The following is a 20,512-nucleotide window of genomic DNA, read 5'->3' on the forward strand; positions in this document are numbered from 1 at the left end:
TTCAATTCCTATCCTGATGTCGGGCCGGGCGGCTGTCAAATCAAGCCTTGCTCTGACTTGATTCAAGTGCATCCATCACAAGCAATTCAATGGTTTGCCCTGGGTCGACCCTGTAAAGACGTGCCATGCTCACAAGAGTTCCCCTGCGTGCGGCGATTGGCGTCGCGACAACCTTGCTTGCGTCCTCATTGGCCATCGTAGCACGTGCCGATGACGCTTCGCCGTGGCAGCGCGACGGACGGACATTCCGCGGTGCGGCTGCTGGCGGGATCGCGCAGCGGCGCGGTCCTGCTTGGCGGTATCGCGTTCCAGCTCCAGCCCGGCTGGAAGACCTATTGGCGCACACCGGGCGATTCCGGCGTTCCACCGCGGTTCGACTTCTCGAAGTCCGAGAATGTCGAGGCGGTGACGATCATGTGGCCGGCGCCGCTGAAATTCGACGACGGCGCGGGCGGCCATTCGATCGGCTACCACAACCAGATCGTGCTGCCCTTGCGGATCGTCGCCAAGGCGGCCGACAAGCCCGTGACCTTGCGCGCAGAGATCAATTACGCGGTCTGCGAGAAGCTCTGCATTCCGGTCGAGGCCAGCGCCGAGCTCGGCTTCAACAGCGTCGCCTCGACCGAGGATGCGAACTTGCGTGCCGCGCTCGACACCGTGCCCAAGCCCGCCAATATCGGTGACCCCAATCCGCTGACCATCCGCGACGTCAAGCGCGACGGGCCCAAGAATGTTGTGGTCGACGTGGTGACGCCGGACAGCCGCAACGTCAATCTGTTCGTGGAAGGGCCGACGCCCGATTGGGCGCTGCCGATTCCGGCGCCGGTGCCGCACGGCCCGCCTGGGGTGATGCGGTTTTCTTTCGAGCTCGACGGGCTGCCGCCGGGCGCCAAGCCGGATGGTGCGGCGCTGAAGTTCACGCTGGTCGGGCCTGACAAGGCGTACGAGTTCAATACGAATCTGAACTAGCGTCCACCCAACCGAATCTTAACGAATGGTTGCTAGTCCCCTGGCATGCCGCAGCTTGCGGCTGCTTGGGGACTGTTCGACGTGGCCGTGATGGACGCACAACCCGCAACGACCGCATGGGCCGGGCTGATCGCGCGGCTGCGGGCCAAGCTGACGGGCGGATCGAGCGAGGCGTCCCTGACGCGGCGGCTCGCCGGCACCATCTTCATCATCCGCGTGATCAGCGCGGGTCTCGCCTATGTCTCGCAGGTTCTGCTTGCGCGCTGGATGGGCACGTCCGACTACGGCGTCTATGTCTCTGTCTGGACGTGGGTGCTGCTGCTCGGCAGCATGATGGATTTTGGAATCTCTGCCTCCGCGCAGAAGATCATCCCGGAGTACCGCACCAGCGGCGAGCAGGCGCTGCTGCGCGGCTTTCTCTCCGGCAGCCGCTGGCTGACCTTTGCCGTGTCCACGCTGGTGTCGCTCGGCCTTGCCGGCATCGTCAAATTGCTATCGCCCTGGATCGATCCGGCCGAGGAACTGCCGCTCTATATCGGCTGCATGACGCTCCCTGCTTTCGTCGTCGCCAACACCCAGGACGGCATCGCACGCTCGCATGACTGGATGCAGCTCGGATTGATGCCGCAATTCATCATCCGCCAGGCGCTGATCATCGGCCTCACGGCCGCGGCATTCCTGCTCGGCTATCATCTCGGCGCGGTCGCCGCGATGGTCGCGAGCGCAGGTGCGGTGTGGATCGCGATGACCGGGCAGATGCTGGCGCTCAACCGCAAGCTCGCCGATCACATCGAGCCGGGACCAAAAGCCTATGACGTCAAGGGCTGGCTCGCCATCTCATTGCCGATCCTGCTGGTCGAGAGCTTTTACCTGCTGCTCTCCTACACCGACGTGCTGGTGCTGCAGCAATTCCGCCCCTCGGACGAGGTCGGCGTCTATTTCGCCGTGGTGAAGACGCTGGCGCTGGTCTCGTTCATCCACTACGCGATGTCGGCCACGACGGCGCATCGATTTGCGGAATACAATGCGCTCGGCGACAAGACGCGCCTTTCGGCCTATGTGGCGCATGCCATCAACTGGACGTTCTGGCCGTCGCTGGCCGCGACCATCGTGCTGCTCGCGCTCGGCAAGCCGTTGCTGTGGCTGTTCGGGCCGCAATTCGTGGTCGGCTACGACATCATGTTCGTCGCAGCGATCGGGCTGGTGGTGCGCTCCGCGATCGGGCCGGTGGAGCGCCTGCTCAACATGCTCGGGCAGCAGAAGATCTGCGCGCTGGCCTATGCGCTGGCCTTCGTGATGAACCTCGTGCTCTGCGTTGCGCTGGTGCCGCGCTATGGCGGCCACGGCGCCGCGGCCGCAACCTCGATCTCGCTCAGCTTCGAGACGGTGCTGCTGTTCTGGATCGTGCGGCAGCGGCTCGGCCTGCACGTACTGGCGTTCGGCAAATAGGCCGCCGCGGCCTGCGCCGTCGTTGGGGAACGCCTATTCCGTGACAAGCCCGGGCACGAAGCAAAACGACTTGCCCACCAGCGGCCGGCAGCACAATCTTTCTTATTCCATCCAAGTGGTTGCGCCCCAGGGAAAATTTATTCTACGTCATATTGCCCAACCGATGAGATCAACCTAACATTCCCTGAGATGCTTGATCCACTTTACGTCGCCTCCGGATTCGCCGTCGGCCTGCTCGTCGGCATGACCGGCGTCGGCGGCGGCTCGTTGATGACGCCGCTGCTGATCCTCTTGTTCGGCGTCCACCCTTCCACCGCGGTCGGCACCGACCTGCTTTATGCCGCTGCCACCAAGACCGGCGGCAGTGTGGTGCATGGCTGGTCGCGCAGCGTGCACTGGCCGGCGGTGCTGCGGCTCGCCTGCGGCAGCATTCCTGCCAGCGCGGTGACGCTGCTGGTGCTGTGGAAGCTCGACCTCAAGACCGATGCCGAGCGCAGCCTGGTCAATCTGGTGCTGTGCTTTGCGCTGCTGCTGACTGCGACCTCGCTGATTTTTCGCAAGTCGATCATGGACCGCTATCGCAAGCGCCTCCAGCAAGTCGACGCGCGCACCACTTTGATTGCGACCGTGATCACCGGCGTCGTGCTGGGCGTGCTGGTCTCGATCTCCTCGGTCGGCGCTGGCGCGGTCGGCGTCACCGTGCTGCTGCTGCTCTATCCGCGCCTGCCGATGGCGGCCATCGTCGGCTCCGACATCGCCCATGCAGTGCCGCTGACACTGGTTGCCGGTATCGGGCATTGGGCGCTCGGTGACGTCGACTGGGGCCCTGATGGGCGTGCTGCTGCTGGGCTCGCTGCCCGGCATCATCGTCGGCAGCTTCAGCGCGACGCGCGTGCCCGAGACGGTGCTGCGCCTGACGCTCGCCTGCGTCCTGTTCGTGGTCGCCGGCAGGATCATCTTCGCGGAACTGAACCTGTCGTCGGCCATCGTCACGGCTCTGGCCTGGAGCCATTGAGCGCAAAGCCGGCGCCTCGATCTTGCTTTCGTAGGATGGGTTAGCCGAAGGCGTAACCCACCTCTTTTCTTTCCGCGGTGACAGACGCGGTGGGTTACGCTGCGCTAACTCGCCCTACCGCATAGTGCCTACTCTGCCGTCCAGCCGCCATCGATCGAGAGATTGGTGCCGGTGATCTGGGCTGCATCGTCGCTGCACAGGAACAGCGCGAGCGCTGCGACCTGCTCGGAGGTGACGAACTCCTTGGTCGGCTGCGCATCGAGCAGCACGTCATCGATGACCTGCTCGCGTGTCAGGTTGCGCGCCTTCATCGTGTCGGGGATCTGCTTCTCGACCAGCGGCGTCCAGACATATCCCGGGCTGATGCAGTTGCAGGTGATCTTGTGGGTCGCGACTTCCAGCGCCACGGTCTTGGTGAGGCCGGCGATGCCGTGCTTGGCCGAGACGTAGGCCGACTTGAACGGCGAGGCGACCAGGGAATGCGCGGACGCCGTGTTGATGATGCGGCCCCAGCCCTTCTTCTTCATGCCGGGAACGGCGGCACGAATGGCATGAAAGGCCGAGGACAGGTTGATAGCGATGATCTGGTCCCACTTCTCGACCGGGAATTCCTCGATCGGCGAGACGAACTGGATGCCGGCATTGTTGACGAGGATGTCGACCGACCCGAACGTCTTCTCGCCGAGCGCGATCATGCCAGCGATCTCGGCGGGCTTGGTCATGTCGGCAGACGAGTAGATCGCCTTGACCTTGAAGTCGGACTCGATCTTGGCGCGTTCCTTCTCGATGTCCTCCGGTGAGCCGAAGCCGTTGATGACGACATTGGCACCGGCGGCAGCGAAGGCGCGCGCATAGGCCAGCCCGATGCCGCTGGTCGACCCGGTCACGACGGCGTTCTTGCCTGACAGACTACCCATTCTATTCGCTCCTTTTTGCCGGGGGCGCGGTGACGTCCCCCGTGAGATCGTAGGTCACCATGGTCTCGCCGGACTGCGGCCGTTCGAGCCAATCCCTGTGCCGCATCGACAAATGCACGTCGCGGACGCCGGCTTCCCAATGCTCGACCATGGCAACATGCGAGAAGTCGTAATCTTTTGACGAGGATTCGTAGTTCTTGCTGCGGTAGATCAGATGCACCACCGTGACGGTGCTTTCGCGCGACACTTTCGCCAGGAATTCGACGGAAGGATCGTTCTTGAGATAGTCCGGCAATTTGCTGATCAGGTCCCGCACGGCACGCCGCGCATTGTGCAGCTGCTTGTTCTTATCGGTATTCATCCGCGTACGGCTGGAATAGCGGATGTCTTTCTCGCGCTCGGCCGCTTCCAGCAGCGAGTTCGGCAGGTCCCCGCGCGCGGAGAACAGATCGACCTGGAAGATCAGCATGTCGCGTTCGACCTCGGCATCGAGCACGTAGTCGAGCGGGGTGTTGGAAGCGATGCCGCCGTCCCAGTAATGTTCGCCGTCGATCATCACGGAGGGAAAGCCGGGCGGCAGCGCGCCGGAGGCCATGATGTGCTCGGGGCCAATGGTCTTGCCGAGCTTCTTGAACTCGTAATTGTCGAAATATTTGAAGTTGCCCGAGGTGACGCCGACCGCGCCGACCGACAGGCGCGTCTTCAGATCGTTGATGCGGTCGAAATCGACGAGACGCTCCAGTGTCTTCTTCAGCGGCGAGGTGTCGTAATAGCTTTCCGCTTCGGGATGCCCCGGCGGCCAGAGCGGCGCCGGCGGAATGCGCGGCGTGAAAAAGCCGGGCACGCCGAAGGTCGCAATCAGCGCAGCACTGGTCGAATTGAACAGCTCGCGGCTGTGGTCGCTCTTGCCGATCGGCTTCCACGGTACCGGCGCGGAGACCATCTCCCAGAACTCCTTGAGCCGCTTGACGCGCGTCTGGCCCTCATTGCCGGCGATGATGGCAGCATTGACCGCGCCAATGGAGATGCCGGCCACCCATTCCGGCTCGAAGCCGTAGCCGCACAGCGCCTGATAGGCCCCGGCCTGGTAGGAGCCGAGCGCGCCGCCGCCCTGGAGAACCAGGACCGGTTGCGCATTCGTCGGAACTGTTGCGATTTCCGGACTATGATCGGTCATAAGGGAACAATAGCAAAAGGCCGGCCACCGTGGCGATACTCCGCCGCGGCGTCAATGCTTCCCGGATCAAGTCTGGCTTATCGAGGCTCCGTCGAGGCCAGGATCATGGTCCAGAACACCTTGTATTTCGTGCCGGGAGCATAGCTCGCCGCGATGCCCAATTTTGTGACACCGCCCTTGAGCATGTTGGCGCGGTGAGGCGGCGAGTCGCGCCAGCCGGAAAACGCTTCCGCCAGCGTGTGATAGCCGGCCGAAATGTTCTCGACTGCCACGGTCGCGGGATAACCGCCGGCGGCGAGACGCTTGGCCAGCGGCGCGCGGACATCGTGATCCATCTTGTTCGCGGCCGCCATCGCGCCCGACTGGGACTCGGCGAGCCGCATCAGGTCGGGATCGATCACGACGGTGCCGAGCCCGTTGTTCTGGCGGTATTGCGAGATCATCACCGCAGCCGCCTGCGCATCGAGCTTGGAGCCCGGAACCGCCATGTCGGCGTACATGGATGGCTGCTGGACCGGTGCTTCGTTGCCGGCACAGCCGGCGAGCAGCAAAGTGATGAGAATTGCGGCCGCAGCGCGCATGTTTACAGGCCCCCAAATGAGGGGGCGTTGTTGCATACCAACCGTGGCTGAAAGGTGAATTTTGAGGAAAATCGTAGCTGTCATTCCGGGGCGCGCGTCAGCGCGAACTATGGTGCGCAATCGCGCACCTGAGAATCTCGCGCCTCAATCTCGGGATTCCGGGTTCGATGCTCCGCATCGCCCCGGAATGACTGTGCTGGCCTGTGCTAGCCCGCAAATATCCGGTAGCGGCGAGGCTCCAATCCGATCGTGTCGCCGACGCGCAGTTCCTTGTCACGGGGGGCGTCGATCTCGATGGTCTTGCCGCCCGAGAGCGTGACCTCGGCGCGCTGTACGGGGCCGAAATTGCGGACATGCCGGACCGCGCCCTCGAAGGCGCCGCTGCCGGGCGGGCCGACCAACATGTCATGTCGCCGCACGAACAGCTTTGACGCGCCAGGCGCAAGCCCGTCCGCCGCGAGGGCGAGCGGCCGGCCGTCGAGCCTGACGGCGCCGCCCTCGACCTGGACCGGCAGCTCGATGGACTCACCGATGAAGCCATGGACAAACGCGCTCGCCGGGCTCTCGTAGACGTCATCGGGCGAGCCGATCTGCTCGATCCTGCCCTTGTCCATCACCACGACGCGGTTGGCGACTTCCAGCGCCTCCTCCTGGTCATGGGTGACGAAGATCGAGGTGACGTGGATTTCGTGATGCAGCGAACGCAGCCATTTGCGCAGCTCTTTCCTCACCTTGGCATCGAGCGCGCCGAACGGCTCGTCGAGCAGCAGGATGCGCGGCTCGATCGCGAGCGCGCGGGCGAGCGCGATGCGCTGGCGCTGGCCGCCGGAAAGCTGGCTCGGGTAGCGATCGGCGAGCCAATCAAGCTGTACGAGATCGAGCAACTCCTTGACCCGGATACGGATCGCCGCCTCGTCCTTGCGGACCGCGCGCGGCTGCACGCGCAGGCCGAAGGCGACGTTCTCGAACACCGTCATGTGTCGGAACAGCGCATAATGCTGGAACACGAAGCCGACGTGACGCTCTCGCGCGCCTTGCGCCAGTGCGTCCTCGCCATTGATGAAGACCTCGCCGGAATCAGGCCAGTCGAGCCCCGCGACGATCCGCAGCAGCGTGGTTTTGCCCGACCCGGACGGACCGAGCAGCGCCACCAACTCGCCGCTGTCGACCTTGAGATCGACGCCGTCAAGTGCCTTGAAGCTGCCGAACGACTTGACGAGATTTCTGACTTCAATGGTCACTTGGCTCTTGTCCTTCGTCCAGATGACGTTCGAGAACGGTCTTCACAATCAGCGTGATCAGCGCCAGCATCGCCAGCAGCGAGGCGATCGCGAAGGCGGCGACGAACTGGTACTCGTTGTAGAGAATCTCGACAAGGAGCGGCATGGTATTGGTCTCGCCGCGGATGTGGCCCGAGACGACCGAGACAGCGCCGAACTCGCCCATGGCGCGGGCGTTACAGAGCAGGACACCGTAGAGCACCCCCCATTTGATGTTGGGCAGCGTGACGCGGAAGAAGGTCTGGAGGCCCGAGGCGCCCAGCGAGATCGCGGCCTCCTCCTCCTGCGTGCCCTGCTCCTGCATCAGGGGGATCAGTGCACGGGCCACGAAGGGAAAGGTGACGAAGGTGGTGGCGAGCGCAATGCCGGGCACCGCGAACAGGATCTGGATGTCGTGGTCGCGCAGCCAGCTGCCGAAATAGCCCTGGGCACCGAACAGCAGCACGAAGACGAGACCCGAAATCACCGGGCTGACCGAGAACGGCAGGTCGATCAGCGTGATCAGGAACGTCTTGCCCGGAAAATCGAACTTGGCGATGGCCCAGGCAGCGACGAGGCCGAACACAAGATTGAGGCCGACTGAGATCGCTGCGACCAGAAGTGTCAGCCTGATTGCAGCCAGTGCCTCCGGCTCGGCCAGTGCGGCGAGATAGGCCAAGACGCCTCTCGAAAACGCCTGCGCAAACACGACGACGAGCGGCAGCACGACGAAAACGGTGAGAAAGAGCATCGCCAGCGCGATGATGACGATGCGCACCGCGCGCGGTTCGGTACGCAAATTGTCCCGCGCTGCCGCCGCCTGCGCACGCGCCTTGGCGTCGGAGGCCGAGAGCGGTATGGAATCTGCGATCTGCATCGTCATGATCCGCCCTCACCGCGCCGGAATCCGGCTCTGCGCCCAGCGCTGGAGCCGGTTGACGGCAAAGATGATCACGAACGACACGACCAGCATGACCACCGCGATCGCCGTCGCATCGGCATAGCGGAATTCGGAGAGCCGGATCACGATCAGGAGCGGCGCGATCTCCGAGACGTTGGGCAGATTGCCGGCGATGAAGATCACGGAGCCGTATTCGCCGACGGCCCGGGCGAAGGCGAGCGCGAGGCCGGTAAGCAGCGCCGGTGCGAGCGACGGCAGGATCACGCGGAAGATGGTCTGCGAGCGGCTGGCGCCAAGGCTTCCCGCGGCCTCCTCGATCTCGGGGTCGAGATCCTGGAGCACCGGCTGCACCGTGCGAACCACGAAGGGAATACCGATGAAGATCATCGCGACGAAGATGCCGACTGGCGTGAACGCGACCTTGAGGCCGAGCGCGGCAAGCGGCGCGCCCAGCCAGCCCTTCTCGGCGAATAGCGCGGTCAGCGCCACGCCGGCCACCGCGGTCGGGAGCGCGAAGGGCACGTCGACGATGGCGTCGAACAGCCGCCGGCCCGGAAAACGGTAGCGCACCAGCGCCCAGACGATGATGCTGCCCATGACGAGATTGACGCAGGCCGCCGCAAAGGCGAGGCCGAACGAGACGCGGAGCGCGTTCAGCGTGCGGCGGCTGGAAAGGATGTTCCAGAACTGCTCGGGGCTTAGTTCGAGCGATTTCAGGAACAGGCCGGCGAGCGGAATCAGGATGATCACGGACAGCCAGGTCAGCGTCAGTCCCATGGTGAGACCGAAACCCGGCAATGTCCGGCGTCGTGCTGCAACTGCGCTCACCAGGCCCCCTGCAAAAGCCTCTTAAGACAGCGCCTGATCAATTCTTGTAGATCTGATCAAAGACGCCGCCGTCGGCAAAATGTTCCCTCTGTGCCTTGGTCCAGCCGCCGAAAACGTCGTCGATCGTGAACAGCTCGACCTTGGCGAAGGCATTTTCATACTTCTTGGCAATTTCGGCGTCGCGCGGACGGTAGAAATTGCGCGCGGCGATCTCCTGCCCCTCCTTGGTGTACCAATATTGGAGGTAGGCGTCGGCGGCGTTGCGGGTGCCTTTCTTGTCGGCAACCTTGTCCACGATCGCGACCGGCGGCTCGGCGAGGATCGATTGTGGCGGCGCCACGATCTCGAATTTGTTCGCGCCGAACTCCTTCAAAGCGAGGTGCGCCTCATTCTCCCAGGCGAGCAGCACGTCGCCGACGCCGCGCTCGACGAAGGTCACGGTGGCGCCCCGCGCGCCGGTATCGAGCACCGGGACCTGCTGATAAAGCTTGCCGATGAAATCCTTGGCCTTGTCGGCCGAGCCGAACTTCTTCTGCGCAAAGCCCCAGGCTGCAAGATAATTCCAGCGCGCCCCGCCCGATGTCTTCGGGTTCGGCGTGATCACCGCGACGCCCGACTTGATCAAATCGTCCCAATCCTTGATGCCCTTGGGATTGCCCTTGCGCACCAGGAACACGATGGTCGAGGTATAGGGGGACGAATTCTGCGGCAGGCGCTTCTGCCAGTCCGCCGCGGTCAGTCCCTTGTTCGCGATCGCGTCGATGTCATAGGCGAGTGCGAGCGTCACCACGTCGGCCTGCAATCCGTCGATCACCGCGCGCGCCTGCGAACCGCTGCCGCCATGCGACTGCTTGATCTCGATGCTCTTGCCGGTCTCCTTCCGATAGGCATTCGCGAATGCCCTGTTGAACTCGACATAGAGCTCACGTGTCGGATCGTACGACACGTTCAAAAGGTTGATATCGGCGGCGACAGCCGAGCTTGCCCAGAGGAGTCCTGCAGCGAGCGGAACGATACGGCGCATCATGTCCATCTCCATTCACCTCGACGACATCGGCGTCATCGACGGCAGGCATAACTCGGGGCGAAAGACGCTCAAGTCAACGGAACCGGATTTTCTTGTTCGCAGCGTGGCAGCACAACCGTGCTACGAAATCTTCATCGTGTGAATGCCGCATTCTGTCTTCGTCCGGCCCCGCCATCGGCCGGCGCGTGCGTCCTCGCCCTCGGCCGTTCTGCTCGTGCAAGGCATGCAGCCAACCGACAGAAATCCTGACGCAACCAGAGGATGCCGCGGCAGTTTGGCACCGGTGAAGATGGCCTCGATCTCCTCGCGCGAGACGTTGGCGAAGGGATTGAACTTCAACCGCGCGCCGTCGTCCTCGACGACGGGAATGTCTGCGCGCGCATTGCCCTGAAAACGCTTGCGGCCGTTGATCCAGGCCGAGAACGGCTTCAGCGCCCCCGCCAGCGGCTCGACTTTTCGGATGCGGCAGCAGGCGTCGGGATCGGAGAACCAGAGGTCGCGGTCGGGATCGGCGCGCGAGAGCGTCTCCTCGGCCGGCTTGACCGACCGGACGTCCTTCAGACCAAGCTTTGCGATCAGCATATCGCGATAGGCCAGCGTCTCCTCGAACAGCCAGCCGGTGTCGAGAAAGATCACCGGAATGGCGGGATCGACGTCCGCCATGACCTTCAGCAGCGTCGCCGATTCCGTGCCGAAGGACGATACCAGCGCGAGCTTGTCGCGCCCGACCGTCTTCAGCGCCGCGGCAATGATCTCGGCGGGCGAGGCATCGCGCAAGCTCCGATCGAGCTCGTCCGCCGAGGGCAACGCAGAGACCGTCGGAACCTGAGGCGCGATCGCGTTCACGTGCCAACGCCTTCGGAATGACGCAGCTGCATGCGCCGGTGCAGCGCCGTGATGCGGCCATCGCCGGTCGGCTGGTAAAACACCGAATAGCGCTTGGCCGTCTGCATGAAGGCTTCCGCGTCCGCCTGCTTCTTGACCTCGAAGGCGTCGAAGCCGGCGCGCAGCATGAAGACGAACTGATCGCGCAGCACCTGTCCGGTGGCGCGCAACTCGCCGCGGTAATTGTAACGTTCTCGCAGCAGCCGTGCCTGGCTGTAGGCCCGCCCGTCGCGGAAGGTCGGGAACACCAGGGCGACGGCGGCGATCCTGCCGAGATACGGCACGAGTTCGGCGATGTCGCGATTGTTCGGCCAGATCACGCCGACCTTGCCGGAGCGTTCGAGCAAGCCTTCGGCATCGCCAAGGAAACGCTCGGCCGGCACCAGAATGTCGCCGCGCTCGGGCAGCGGCGTATCGACGGCGAGCTTGACGAAGCCGTCGTCGACGATCTTTCCGCCGTTAACGAGTGGCATAGACGCGCTCCTTGAAGGGTTCGACGCCGAGGCGCTTCACCGTGTCCATGAAAAGCTCTTCGGGCCGCTCGCGCAGCGCCAGATAGGCTTCCACGATGTCCTCGACGACGTCTGCGACCTCGTCGAACTTGACGCCCGGCCCGATCAGAGTCCCGAGCGCGGCGTTCTCGTCGGCGCGGCCGCCGATGGTGATCTGGTAGACTTCCTCGCCGTTCTTCTCGACGCCGAGAATGCCGATATGGCCGACATGGTGATGGCCGCAGGCATTGATGCAGCCTGATATGTTGATGTGGAGCCGGCCGATCAGGTTGGCGAGCTCGTGATTGGCGAAGCGCCGCGTCAGCTCCTGCGCAATCGGGATCGAACGCGCATTCGCCAGCGAGCAATAATCGAGTCCCGGGCAGGCGATGATGTCGGTGATCAGGTTGACGTTCGGTGTCGCCAGCCCGAGCTTGTCGAGCGCCTTCCACAGCGCCGGCAGGTCGCGCTTGGCGACATGCGGCAGCGCCAGGTTCTGCTCATGGCCGACGCGGATCTCGCCGAAGGAATATCTGTCGGCAAGATCGGCCAGCGCGTCCATCTGCTCGGCCGTGGCATCGCCCGGAGGCCCGCCGGTCGGCTTCAGCGAGATCGTGACGATCGAGTAGCCCTGAACCTTGTGCGGGGCCACCGAGTTCTTGCGCCATGCCTCGAAATCCGGATCGGCCGCGGCCTGCCGCAGTTCGTCGGGCATGTGCGGCAGCTTCTCGTAAGCCGGATAGGTGAAGCGCGAGCGGATGTCCTCGATCACCTCGTCGTCGATCTGGAGCGAAGAGTTGCGGATGTGCTGCCACTCGTCCTCGACCTCGCGCGAGAACTTCTCGATGCCGAGCTCATGCACCAGGATCTTGATGCGGGCCTTGTAGATGTTGTCGCGGCGGCCGTACTGATTGTAGACGCGTAAGATAGCCTCGATGTAGCTGAGGATATCGCGGCCGTGCACGAAGTGCTTGATGGTCTTGGCAATGAACGGCGTGCGGCCGAGACCGCCGCCGACCAGCACCTCAAAGCCGGTCTCGCCCTTCTCGTTCTTGATCAGGCGCAGGCCGATGTCGTGGATCTTGATCGCGGCGCGGTCGTGATCCGAGGCGGTGATCGCAATCTTGAACTTGCGCGGCAGGAACGAGAATTCCGGATGCAGCGTGGTGTGCTGGCGGATCAGCTCCGACCAGATGCGGGGATCCTCGATCTCGCCGGGCGCGACGCCGGCCCACTGGTCCGAGGTGACGTTGCGCATGTTGTTGCCGGACGTCTGCATCGCATGGATGCCGACCTTGGCGAGGTCTTCGAGCGCGTCCGGCAGCTCGGCAAGCTTGATCCAGTTGAACTGGATGTTCTGCCGGGTGGTGAAATGGCCGTAGCCGCGGTCGTATTTGCGCGCGACATGGGCGAGCGCCCGCAGCTGGTTGGTCGCCAGCGTGCCGTAGGGGATCGCGACGCGGAACATGTAGGCGTGCAGTTGCAGATAGACGCCGTTCTGAAGCCGCAGGATCTTGAACTCGTCCTCGGTGAGCTCGCCGGAAAGGCGGCGCTTCACCTGGTCGCGGAACTCCGAGACGCGCTCGTTGACGAGCGTGCGGTCGATTTCGTCGTAAGCGTACATAAGAGAATGCCTTAAACCTGGGCCGGCTGTCCGATGGTGACGCCGGTGCGGCGGATCTGTTCACGCAGATTGCCGGGCAGGATCTTGCCGTCCTCGCCGACCTGCACGGGCGCGATATAGGGACCGATGGCACCGACGTCATCGGCCACGGCTTCCGCAAGCAACGCCCTGGCCTCGTCGGAGTTGCGCACGATCGCGGCTTCCGAGAGCTCCGCGGACCAGCCCTTGGCGGCGGTGCGGTAGACGACGATGCCGTCCCAGGTGCGGTTGGCGGTCACGACAGAGGGGCCGGCGATTTTGATCTTCTTCTGTTCAAGCGGGGAGGTCATTCGGCTGCATCCAGGAGGTCGGAGATGATTTGCTTGGGTGTCTGACGGCGAAGCGAGCCGGCATGCCGGACCACGTCGCCGATGATGAGGATGGCGGGACCACCTTGGGTCCGCCGCACGAGTTCGGGCAGGTCGCGCAGCGTGCCAACCGCGCCCTGCGCATCGGGCCGCGTGACGCGGGCGAACACGCCAACCGGCGTTTCTGGCGACCGGCCCGCGGCGAACAGGCCGGCGCGCACAGCCGGCGCCGCGGTCATGCCCATGTAGACCACGACGGTCATCTTGGTGTCGGTCAGCGTCGACCAATCCACGTTCTCGGCATCGCGCGCCTTGTGCGCGGTCAGGAAGGTGATGCGGGTTGCTTCATGGCGGTAGGTGAGCGGCACCTCGAAGTCGGCGGCGCCGCCGAGCCCTGCGGTGATGCCGGGGATGATCGAATAAGCGATGCCCACGGCGCGCAACGCTTCGACCTCTTCACCGCCACGGCCGAACACGAAGGGATCGCCGCCCTTCAGCCGCACCACACGCTGCCCGGCCCGCGCGGCTTCGATCATGCGCTTGTTGATAGCGTCCTGGCCGATGCCGGGCTTGCCGACACGGCGGCCGACCGGCACGCGCGTGGTGTCGCGTCGGATGCGGTCGAGAATCTCGGACGAGACCAGCTCGTCATGGAAGACAATGTCCGCATCCTGCAACGCGCGCAGCGCCTTGATGGTGAGAAGGTCAGGATCGCCGGGGCCGGCGCCGACCAGCGCGACCGAGCCTTCCGGCTTGTCGGCGCGCGCGAACTCGGAGGGATCGGAGATAGCCTTGAGCGATGCGTCCGCTTCGCCCTTGCGGCCGGCGAGCACGGCGGCGCCGATCGGACCGTCGATGACGCGCTCCCAGAAGCGGCGGCGCAGTGGAAATTCGGCAATGCGCTCGTTGATGGACTTGCGGAATCCACCGATGAATTCGGCAAGCTCGCCGATGCGGGCCGGCAGCAGCGCCTCGATCTTCTCGCGCACGCGCCGCGCCACCACCGGCGAGGTCCCGCCGGTGCCGACCGCGACCACGACATCGCCGCGGTCGACGATCGCCGGGAAGATGAAGCTGGAGTGCTCGAGATCGTCCATGACGTTGACGGGCAGGCCGAGCGCCTTCGCCCGCACGGACATCGCGACGCCGACGTCGCCGGCACCCGCGCAGACAATGGCGATGACACCCGAGAGATCGGCGGTGAGCGGATCCCCGCCAACCATTTCAACGCGCCCCGCGTCCTCAAAGCTGAGGCCAAAATCCTGATTGCCGTCGATCGCATGCACGCGGATGCGCGCGCCGGCAGCGGCGAGCACGCGCAGCTTGGCGCGCAACAGCTCGCCCGCGCCGATGAGGACCACCGGACCGGCCTTGAGATCGAGAAACACCGGCAAGAACCGCATGCGCTACTCGCTTCCCCACAAACGGGGTTGACTGGAATTATTTTCTATATATGTCTCGTTCCGAGCGCGCAAAGAGAAAATTTTTTCTTCTCTTCCGCAGTGCAACTATAGAATTTTCGCCTCCAAACGCAAAGTGGCAGAGATGCATCTTCTCAAGGACGAGTCCGCTGCTGATCGGATGAGCAACCCGGCGCTGGCCGAGCGCGTGCGCGCGCAAGAATTTTCTGCCGAACTTGCCCCGAGCATGGACCATCTCGACCAGCTCGAAGCGCAGAGCATCTACATCTTCCGTGAGGCCTTTGCCCGGCTGAAGAAGATCGCCCTGCTGTGGTCGCTCGGCAAGGACTCCAACGTCATGATCTGGCTGGCGCGGAAAGCCTTCTTCGGCAAGATGCCGTTCCCGGCCCTTCACGTCGATACCGGAAAGAAGTTTCCGGAGATGTATCGCTTCCGCGATTACTACAGCAAGGAGTGGGATCTGGACCTGCGCGTCGAGCCCTGCCCGCCGATCGACGCCGTCGACCCGACGCTGCCGCCGGCCGCGCGTTCCGCCGCGCGCAAGACCGAAGGCCTCAAGATGGCGCTCGCCAAGTATGGCTTTGACGGCCTGATTGCCGGCATCCGCCGCGACGAGGAGGCAACGCGCGCCAAGGAGCGCGTGTTCTCGCCGCGCGGCCTGGAGGGCAATTGGGACGTGCGCGACCAGCCGCCGGAGTTCTGGGATCATTTCAACGCCTCGCCGCCGCAAGGCGCGCATTTGCGCATCCATCCGATCCTGCATTGGACCGAGGCCGACATCTGGGCCTACACCAAGCGCGAGAACATCCCGATCATCCCGCTGTATCTCGCAAAGAACGGCAAGCGCTATCGCTCGCTGGGTGACCAGGACATCACCAATCCGGTTGCCTCAAACGCCTCCAGCATCGACGAGATCCTGATCGAGCTCGAGCAGACCAAGGTGCCGGAGCGCTCGGGGCGCGCGCTCGACCACGAGACCGAGGACGCTTTCGAGCGCCTGCGCGTCGCCGGCTATCTCTGACCTCAAGGACGCGAGCGCCCGCATGAACATGATCGTCACCCCGGCTTCGTCCGCCACTCCGAACGGCACCACGCGTCCCCAGGTGCGCATCGTCATCGTCGGCCATGTCGACCACGGCAAGTCGACGCTGGTCGGCCGCCTCCTGCACGAGACCGGCAGCCTGCCCGAGGGCAAGCTCGAAATGCTGAAAGCCGTCAGCGCGCGCCGCGGCATGCCGTTCGAATGGTCGTTCCTGCTCGACGCGCTCCAGACCGAGCGCGACCAGGGCATCACCATCGACACCACGCAGATCCGCTTCCGCACCAATTCGCGCGACATCGTGCTGATCGACGCGCCCGGCCACGCCGAGTTCCTGCGCAACATGATCACCGGCGCCTCGCAGGCCGACGGCGCGGTGCTGATCATCGACGCGCTCGAGGGCGTGCGCGACCAGACCAGGCGGCACGGCTATCTCCTGCATCTGCTCGGCGTGAAGCAGGTCGCAGTCGTCGTCAACAAGATGGACCGCGTCGATTTTTCGGACCTGCGCTTCAAGGACATCAGCGACGAGATCTCCGCGCATCTCAGCGGCCTCGGCGTGACGCCGACGGCTGTGATCCCGATCTCCGCGCGCGACGGCGACGGCGTCGCCGGGCGAACCGACCGGATCGGCTGGTACAAAGGGCCGACCGTGGTCGAGGCGCTCGACCGGCTCGAGCCGGCACGGGCGCTGGAAGCGCTGGCGCTGCGGCTGCCGGTGCAGGCGATCTACAAGTTCGACGACCGGCGCATTGTCGCCGGCCGCATCGAATCCGGCAGCCTGCTTGCCGGCGACGAGATCGTGATCATGCCGGCCGGCAAGATTGCCCGGATCAAGACCGTCGAGAGCTGGCCGGTGACACCGGTGGCTGGACGGCAGGGCGCCGGCCGCTCGGTCGGCATCACGCTCGACCGCGAGCTGTTCATCGAGCGCGGCGACATCATCGCGCATGCAGACAGCGCGCCACGCGAAACGCGCCGGCTGCGCGCACGCATCTTCTGGCTGCACGACAAGCCGCTTGCCAAGGGTGACCAGATCCTGGTGCGCTGCGGGCCGAAGGAAAGCCGCGCCACCGTGGTGGCGATCGAGAAGGCGGTCGATCCGGGCGAGCTCTCGAGCACCGAGAACAAGGCGATCGCCCGCAACCATGTCGGCGAGATCGACATTTCGCTGTCGAATCCGATCGCCACCGATCCCTACACCGAGAACCCCCGCACCGGCCGTCTCGTGATCGAGGTCGCGGGGCGCATCGCCGGCGGCGGCCTGGTGCTGTCGGTCGATGCCGGCCAGCGTGCCGTGCCGGTCGACATCGTGCCGGTGGAATCGGCGCTGCGTAGCGACGAGCGCTCGGCCCGCTACCGCCACAATGGCGCCGTGGTCTGGCTCACCGGCCTGCCGGCCTCCGGCAAGTCGACGCTGGCACGGGCGCTGGAGCGGCATCTCTTCACCAATGGCGGCTCGCCGATCCTGCTCGACGGCGACACGCTGCGCGCCGGGCTCAACAGCGATCTCGGCTTCTCCGCCACTGATCGCAGCGAGAATATCCGCCGCCTCGCCGAGGTCGCGACGCATCTCGCCCGCAACGGCCACATCGCCATCGTCGCCGCGGTCTCGCCCGCGCGCGAGGACCGCGCAGCCGCGCGCCGCATTGCCGATACCGCGTTCCGCGAGATCCACGTCGCGACACCGGCCGAGATCTGCGAGGAGCGCGATCCCAAGGGCCATTACAAGAAGGCTCGCGCCGGCGCGCTCGCCTCGTTCACCGGCATCGGCAACGACTACGAGAAGCCCGAGGCGGCGGAGCTCGTGATCGACACGTCGAGGCGAACGGTCGCGGAGGCGGCCGACGAGATCGAGCGCATGCTGAAGACGACCGGCGTGCTGTTCGACGAGGTCGTGGACCTCGCGGCGAATATTTGAGGCACGTGCATTCGTTGGTGCGCTCGCTGCCGCCAACACTGGCAGTGCGTTCCCTCCTCCCTTGCGGGGGAGGGTTAGGGGAGAGGGGTCTACACGGGGACTCTCTCCATCAGCGCGAACTGATTTCACGCCGAACTCCGACACACCTTTTGCTGGGCCACCCCTCTCCCCGCCCTCCGGGGCAGGGAGCGCAGTAGCGCGCGTGGCACGAAGTTGGGCTCAAACTTGTAAAACGCGCTGCGTCCCTCCCCTCTCCTTGACATTTTGACAACCCCCTGGGGGTCTTCTCACGGCCTTGATTTTGGGGCTAATAGGCCCCGAAAGTCGCCCTGCGTGGGCGCATTTTGCTGCTGACGGGTCAAAAGCAGCCAAAAACAGCCATTTCCAACAAGAAAGCCCATCATGAAACGCGTCGACGCCCACGGATTGAAGATCGCCCCTGTTCTGTTTGACTTCATCGCCAAGGAAGCGGCCCCGAAAACCGGGATCGCGCCGGATGCGTTCTGGGCCGGGCTTGCCGCCATCATCAAGGAAATGGGGCCGAAGAACCGGTCGCTGCTCGCATTCCGCGACACGCTTCAGGCCAAGATCGACGACTGGCATCGTGCCAACAAGGGCAAGGGGTTCGACCTCGCCGCCTATACCACCTTCCTCAAGGAGATCGGCTATCTCGTCCCGGAGCCGGCGACTCAGAAGGTCGAGACGGCCAATGTCGACGAGGAGATTGGCCGGATCTGCGGCCCGCAGCTCGTCGTGCCCCTCACCAATGCACGCTATGCGCTGAACGCGGCGAACGCACGCTGGGGCTCGCTCTATGACGCGTTCTACGGCACCGACGCGATTCCTCACGACGCTGCCGAGAGCGGCAAGGGCTACAACAAGGCGCGCGGCGACAAGGTGATCGCCAAGGCCAAGGCGTTTCTCGATGCCGCCGTCCCGCTCGCGACCGGCAGCCACACCGACGTCACCGCCTACAGCGTCGTCGCGGGCCAGCTCGCGGTGAAGCTGAAGAGCGGCAACGCCACCGCACTGAAGAACGCCGCACAGTTCGCCGGCTTCCAGGGCGATGCGGCGGCGCCGAGCGCGGTGCTGCTCGTCAACAACGGCCTGCATATCGAGGTCAAGATCGACCGCAGCAGCGCGATCGGCAAGGACGATCCGGCCGGCGTCGCCGACATGATCATGGAGGCCGCGGTCTCCACCATTCTCGACATGGAGGACTCGGTCGCCGCGGTCGATGCCGAGGACAAGGTGCTGGTCTACCGCAACACGCTCGGCCTGATGAACGGCACGCTGTCAGCCGATTTCGAGAAGGGCGGCAAGACGCTGACGCGCTCGCTCAACCCCGATCGCAGCTACAAGACCCCGGACGGCACGGGCGAGCTCAAGCTGCACGGCCGCAGCCTGCTGTTGATGCGCAATTGCGGTCACCACATGTTCACCGACGCCGTGCTGGACGAGAAGGGCGAGGAAGTCCCGGAAGGCCTGCTCGATGCCGCCGTGTCCGGCCTTCTCGCCATTCACGACCTCAAGGGCCTCTCCAAGTTCAAGAACAGCCGCACGGGATCTGCCTATATCGTCAAGCCGAAGATGCACGGCCCCGACGAGGTGTCGCTGACCTGCGAGATCTTCGACCGCGTCGAGAAGATGCTGGGCCTGCCCGAGAACACGCTCAAGGTCGGCATCATGGACGAGGAGCGGCGCACCACCGTCAACCTCAAGGCCTGCATCCAGCGCGCCTCCAAGCGCATCATGTTCATCAACACCGGCTTCCTCGACCGCACCGGCGACGAGATCCACACCTCGATGGAAGCGGGCCCGATGATCCGCAAGAACGAGATGAAGGCGCAGGCCTGGATCAAGGCCTATGAGGACTGGAACGTCGACATGGGCCTGACCTGTGGCCTGCCCGGCCACGCCCAGATCGGCAAGGGCATGTGGGCTGCGCCCGACAAGATGGCGGACATGCTGGCGCAGAAGCTCGGCCATCCGCAGGCGGGCGCCACCACCGCCTGGGTGCCCTCCCCGACCGCGGCGACGCTGCACGCACTGCACTACCACCAGGTCAACGTCATCGCGCGCCAGCAGGAACTCACCAAGGGCGGCCCGCGCGCGAAGCTGTCGGACATCCTCACCATCCCGGTGTCGAAGTCGAACTGGGCGCCAGATGACGTCAAGCAGGAGATCGACAACAATTGCCAGGGCATCCTCGGCTACGTCGTGCGCTGGATCGACCAGGGCGTCGGCTGCTCCAAGGTGCCCGACATCCACGATGTCGGCCTGATGGAAGACCGCGCCACCTTGCGCATCTCCAGCCAGCATCTCGCCAACTGGCTGCACCAGGGTGTGATCACCGAGGCGCAGGTGATGGAATCGCTGAAGCGCATGGCCATCGTCGTCGACAAGCAGAACGCGGGCGATGCCATCTACAAGCCGATGGCGCCCGCCTTCGACGGCGTCGCCTTCAAGGCGGCCTGCGACCTCATCTTCAAAGGCCGCGAGCAGCCGAACGGCTACACCGAATACATCCTCACCGCCCGCCGCCGCGAGGCCAAGGCGCTGGGTTGAGAAGGCGCTTGGCTGAGCTGATCTGTTGAATATCAAGAGCCCCGGCCATCGCCGGGGCTTTTTGGTGCGCACTCGTATCGCGGACGAAACGTC

Annotated in this window: 17 protein-coding genes and 2 pseudogenes; 7 read left to right on the forward strand and 12 right to left on the reverse strand. The window is 64.6% G+C overall.

What is annotated here, in order from left to right:
* The first annotated feature begins 125 nt into the window (after positions 1 to 125).
* The 3 genes and pseudogenes from ABIG06_RS06375 (at position 126) to ABIG06_RS06385 (ending at position 3,433) form a co-directional block, all read left to right on the forward strand.
* A pseudogene (locus ABIG06_RS06375) lies at positions 126 to 969 on the forward strand (protein-disulfide reductase DsbD domain-containing protein).
* Positions 970 to 1,050: 81 nt separating this feature from the next.
* On the forward strand, positions 1,051 to 2,418 hold the full coding sequence (locus ABIG06_RS06380) for a flippase (RefSeq protein WP_199751378.1): 1,368 nt from the start codon (positions 1,051 to 1,053) through the stop codon (positions 2,416 to 2,418).
* Positions 2,419 to 2,607: 189 nt separating this feature from the next.
* A pseudogene (locus tag ABIG06_RS06385) lies at positions 2,608 to 3,433 on the forward strand (sulfite exporter TauE/SafE family protein).
* Positions 3,434 to 3,561: 128 nt separating this feature from the next.
* Here ABIG06_RS06385 and ABIG06_RS06390 read toward each other — a convergent pair.
* The 7 genes from ABIG06_RS06390 to ABIG06_RS06420 form a co-directional block, all read right to left on the reverse strand.
* Positions 3,562 to 4,350, reverse strand: coding sequence for a 3-hydroxybutyrate dehydrogenase (locus tag ABIG06_RS06390; protein WP_370135166.1), 789 nt, complete (start codon positions 4,348 to 4,350; stop codon positions 3,562 to 3,564).
* 1 nt (position 4,351) lies between these two features.
* Complete coding sequence (locus ABIG06_RS06395) at positions 4,352 to 5,527, reverse strand: DUF3734 domain-containing protein (protein WP_124159206.1); 1,176 nt, start codon at positions 5,525 to 5,527, stop codon at positions 4,352 to 4,354.
* A 77-nt stretch (positions 5,528 to 5,604) separates the two neighbouring features.
* The gene (locus tag ABIG06_RS06400) at positions 5,605 to 6,108 is read right to left on the reverse strand and encodes a CAP domain-containing protein (protein ID WP_124159207.1); all 504 of its coding nucleotides are present in this window, start codon (positions 6,106 to 6,108) and stop codon (positions 5,605 to 5,607) included.
* 206 nt (positions 6,109 to 6,314) lie between these two features.
* Entirely contained in the window at positions 6,315 to 7,349 is a 1,035-nt protein-coding gene (locus ABIG06_RS06405; protein WP_124159208.1) for a sulfate/molybdate ABC transporter ATP-binding protein, read from the reverse strand.
* The gene (cysW, locus tag ABIG06_RS06410) at positions 7,339 to 8,250 is read right to left on the reverse strand and encodes a sulfate ABC transporter permease subunit CysW (RefSeq protein ID WP_124159209.1); all 912 of its coding nucleotides are present in this window, start codon (positions 8,248 to 8,250) and stop codon (positions 7,339 to 7,341) included. The genes ABIG06_RS06405 and cysW overlap by 11 nt, the downstream gene beginning before the upstream one ends.
* Positions 8,251 to 8,259: 9 nt before the next feature.
* Positions 8,260 to 9,096: a sulfate ABC transporter permease subunit CysT gene (cysT, locus tag ABIG06_RS06415; protein WP_370135170.1), complete on the reverse strand. Its 837-nt coding sequence runs from the start codon at positions 9,094 to 9,096 to the stop codon at positions 8,260 to 8,262.
* A 37-nt stretch (positions 9,097 to 9,133) separates the two neighbouring features.
* Positions 9,134 to 10,135 carry a sulfate ABC transporter substrate-binding protein gene (locus tag ABIG06_RS06420; protein WP_124159211.1) on the reverse strand — a complete coding sequence of 334 codons (1,002 nt, stop codon included), beginning with the start codon at positions 10,133 to 10,135 and terminating at the stop codon, positions 9,134 to 9,136.
* Here ABIG06_RS06420 and ABIG06_RS06425 point away from each other — a divergent pair.
* Complete coding sequence (locus tag ABIG06_RS06425) at positions 10,122 to 10,265, forward strand: hypothetical protein (protein ID WP_370140995.1); 144 nt, start codon at positions 10,122 to 10,124, stop codon at positions 10,263 to 10,265. The genes ABIG06_RS06420 and ABIG06_RS06425 overlap by 14 nt on opposite strands.
* On the opposite strand, the gene ABIG06_RS06430 is transcribed toward ABIG06_RS06425, so the two are convergent.
* Genes ABIG06_RS06430 through cysG form a run of 5 tightly spaced genes read right to left on the reverse strand, consistent with a single transcriptional unit; the run spans position 10,244 to position 14,873 of the window.
* Positions 10,244 to 10,969, reverse strand: coding sequence for a phosphoadenylyl-sulfate reductase (locus ABIG06_RS06430; RefSeq protein WP_370135173.1), 726 nt, complete (start codon positions 10,967 to 10,969; stop codon positions 10,244 to 10,246). The genes ABIG06_RS06425 and ABIG06_RS06430 overlap by 22 nt on opposite strands.
* Positions 10,966 to 11,481, reverse strand: a complete 516-nt coding sequence (locus tag ABIG06_RS06435) for a DUF934 domain-containing protein (RefSeq protein ID WP_124159213.1) — start codon at positions 11,479 to 11,481, stop codon at positions 10,966 to 10,968. Before ABIG06_RS06435 ends, ABIG06_RS06430 begins: the two co-directional genes overlap by 4 nt.
* Positions 11,468 to 13,123, reverse strand: a complete 1,656-nt coding sequence (locus tag ABIG06_RS06440; protein WP_370135176.1) for a nitrite/sulfite reductase — start codon at positions 13,121 to 13,123, stop codon at positions 11,468 to 11,470. Before ABIG06_RS06440 ends, ABIG06_RS06435 begins: the two co-directional genes overlap by 14 nt.
* A gap of 11 nt (positions 13,124 to 13,134) precedes the next feature.
* On the reverse strand, positions 13,135 to 13,452 hold the full coding sequence (locus tag ABIG06_RS06445) for a DUF2849 domain-containing protein (RefSeq protein ID WP_370135179.1): 318 nt from the start codon (positions 13,450 to 13,452) through the stop codon (positions 13,135 to 13,137).
* The gene (gene cysG, locus ABIG06_RS06450) at positions 13,449 to 14,873 is read right to left on the reverse strand and encodes a siroheme synthase CysG (RefSeq protein ID WP_370135180.1); all 1,425 of its coding nucleotides are present in this window, start codon (positions 14,871 to 14,873) and stop codon (positions 13,449 to 13,451) included. The genes ABIG06_RS06445 and cysG overlap by 4 nt, the downstream gene beginning before the upstream one ends.
* A gap of 244 nt (positions 14,874 to 15,117) precedes the next feature.
* Here cysG and cysD point away from each other — a divergent pair, with 244 nt between their 5' ends.
* The 3 genes from cysD to ABIG06_RS06465 all read left to right on the forward strand — a co-directional run bounded on the left by cysD (position 15,118) and on the right by ABIG06_RS06465 (position 20,419).
* On the forward strand, positions 15,118 to 15,912 hold the full coding sequence (gene cysD, locus ABIG06_RS06455; RefSeq protein WP_370140801.1) for a sulfate adenylyltransferase subunit CysD: 795 nt from the start codon (positions 15,118 to 15,120) through the stop codon (positions 15,910 to 15,912).
* A gap of 22 nt (positions 15,913 to 15,934) precedes the next feature.
* Entirely contained in the window at positions 15,935 to 17,851 is a 1,917-nt protein-coding gene (gene cysC, locus ABIG06_RS06460; RefSeq protein ID WP_370135183.1) for an adenylyl-sulfate kinase, read from the forward strand.
* Positions 17,852 to 18,253: 402 nt separating this feature from the next.
* Positions 18,254 to 20,419, forward strand: a complete 2,166-nt coding sequence (locus tag ABIG06_RS06465) for a malate synthase G (protein ID WP_370135186.1) — start codon at positions 18,254 to 18,256, stop codon at positions 20,417 to 20,419.
* Positions 20,420 to 20,512 lie beyond the last annotated feature (93 nt).

The sequence above is a fragment of the Bradyrhizobium sp. USDA 326 genome, assembly GCF_049739485.1.
Classification (GTDB): Bacteria; Pseudomonadota; Alphaproteobacteria; order Rhizobiales; family Xanthobacteraceae; genus Bradyrhizobium.

Coding starts and splice junctions, on each gene's coding strand:
- ABIG06_RS06390 (WP_370135166.1), bottom strand. CDS start 4,350: ATGGGTAGTCTGTCAGGCAAGAACGCCGTCGTGACCGGGTCGACCAGC.
- ABIG06_RS06395 (WP_124159206.1), bottom strand. CDS start 5,527: ATGACCGATCATAGTCCGGAAATCGCAACAGTTCCGACGAATGCGCAA.
- ABIG06_RS06400 (WP_124159207.1), bottom strand. CDS start 6,108: ATGCGCGCTGCGGCCGCAATTCTCATCACTTTGCTGCTCGCCGGCTGT.
- cysW (WP_124159209.1), bottom strand. CDS start 8,250: ATGACGATGCAGATCGCAGATTCCATACCGCTCTCGGCCTCCGACGCC.
- ABIG06_RS06425 (WP_370140995.1), top strand. CDS start 10,122: ATGTCCATCTCCATTCACCTCGACGACATCGGCGTCATCGACGGCAGG.
- ABIG06_RS06420 (WP_124159211.1), bottom strand. CDS start 10,135: ATGGAGATGGACATGATGCGCCGTATCGTTCCGCTCGCTGCAGGACTC.
- ABIG06_RS06435 (WP_124159213.1), bottom strand. CDS start 11,481: ATGCCACTCGTTAACGGCGGAAAGATCGTCGACGACGGCTTCGTCAAG.
- ABIG06_RS06440 (WP_370135176.1), bottom strand. CDS start 13,123: ATGTACGCTTACGACGAAATCGACCGCACGCTCGTCAACGAGCGCGTC.
- ABIG06_RS06445 (WP_370135179.1), bottom strand. CDS start 13,452: ATGACCTCCCCGCTTGAACAGAAGAAGATCAAAATCGCCGGCCCCTCT.
- cysG (WP_370135180.1), bottom strand. CDS start 14,873: ATGCGGTTCTTGCCGGTGTTTCTCGATCTCAAGGCCGGTCCGGTGGTC.
- cysD (WP_370140801.1), top strand. CDS start 15,118: ATGGACCATCTCGACCAGCTCGAAGCGCAGAGCATCTACATCTTCCGT.
- cysC (WP_370135183.1), top strand. CDS start 15,935: ATGAACATGATCGTCACCCCGGCTTCGTCCGCCACTCCGAACGGCACC.
- ABIG06_RS06465 (WP_370135186.1), top strand. CDS start 18,254: ATGAAACGCGTCGACGCCCACGGATTGAAGATCGCCCCTGTTCTGTTT.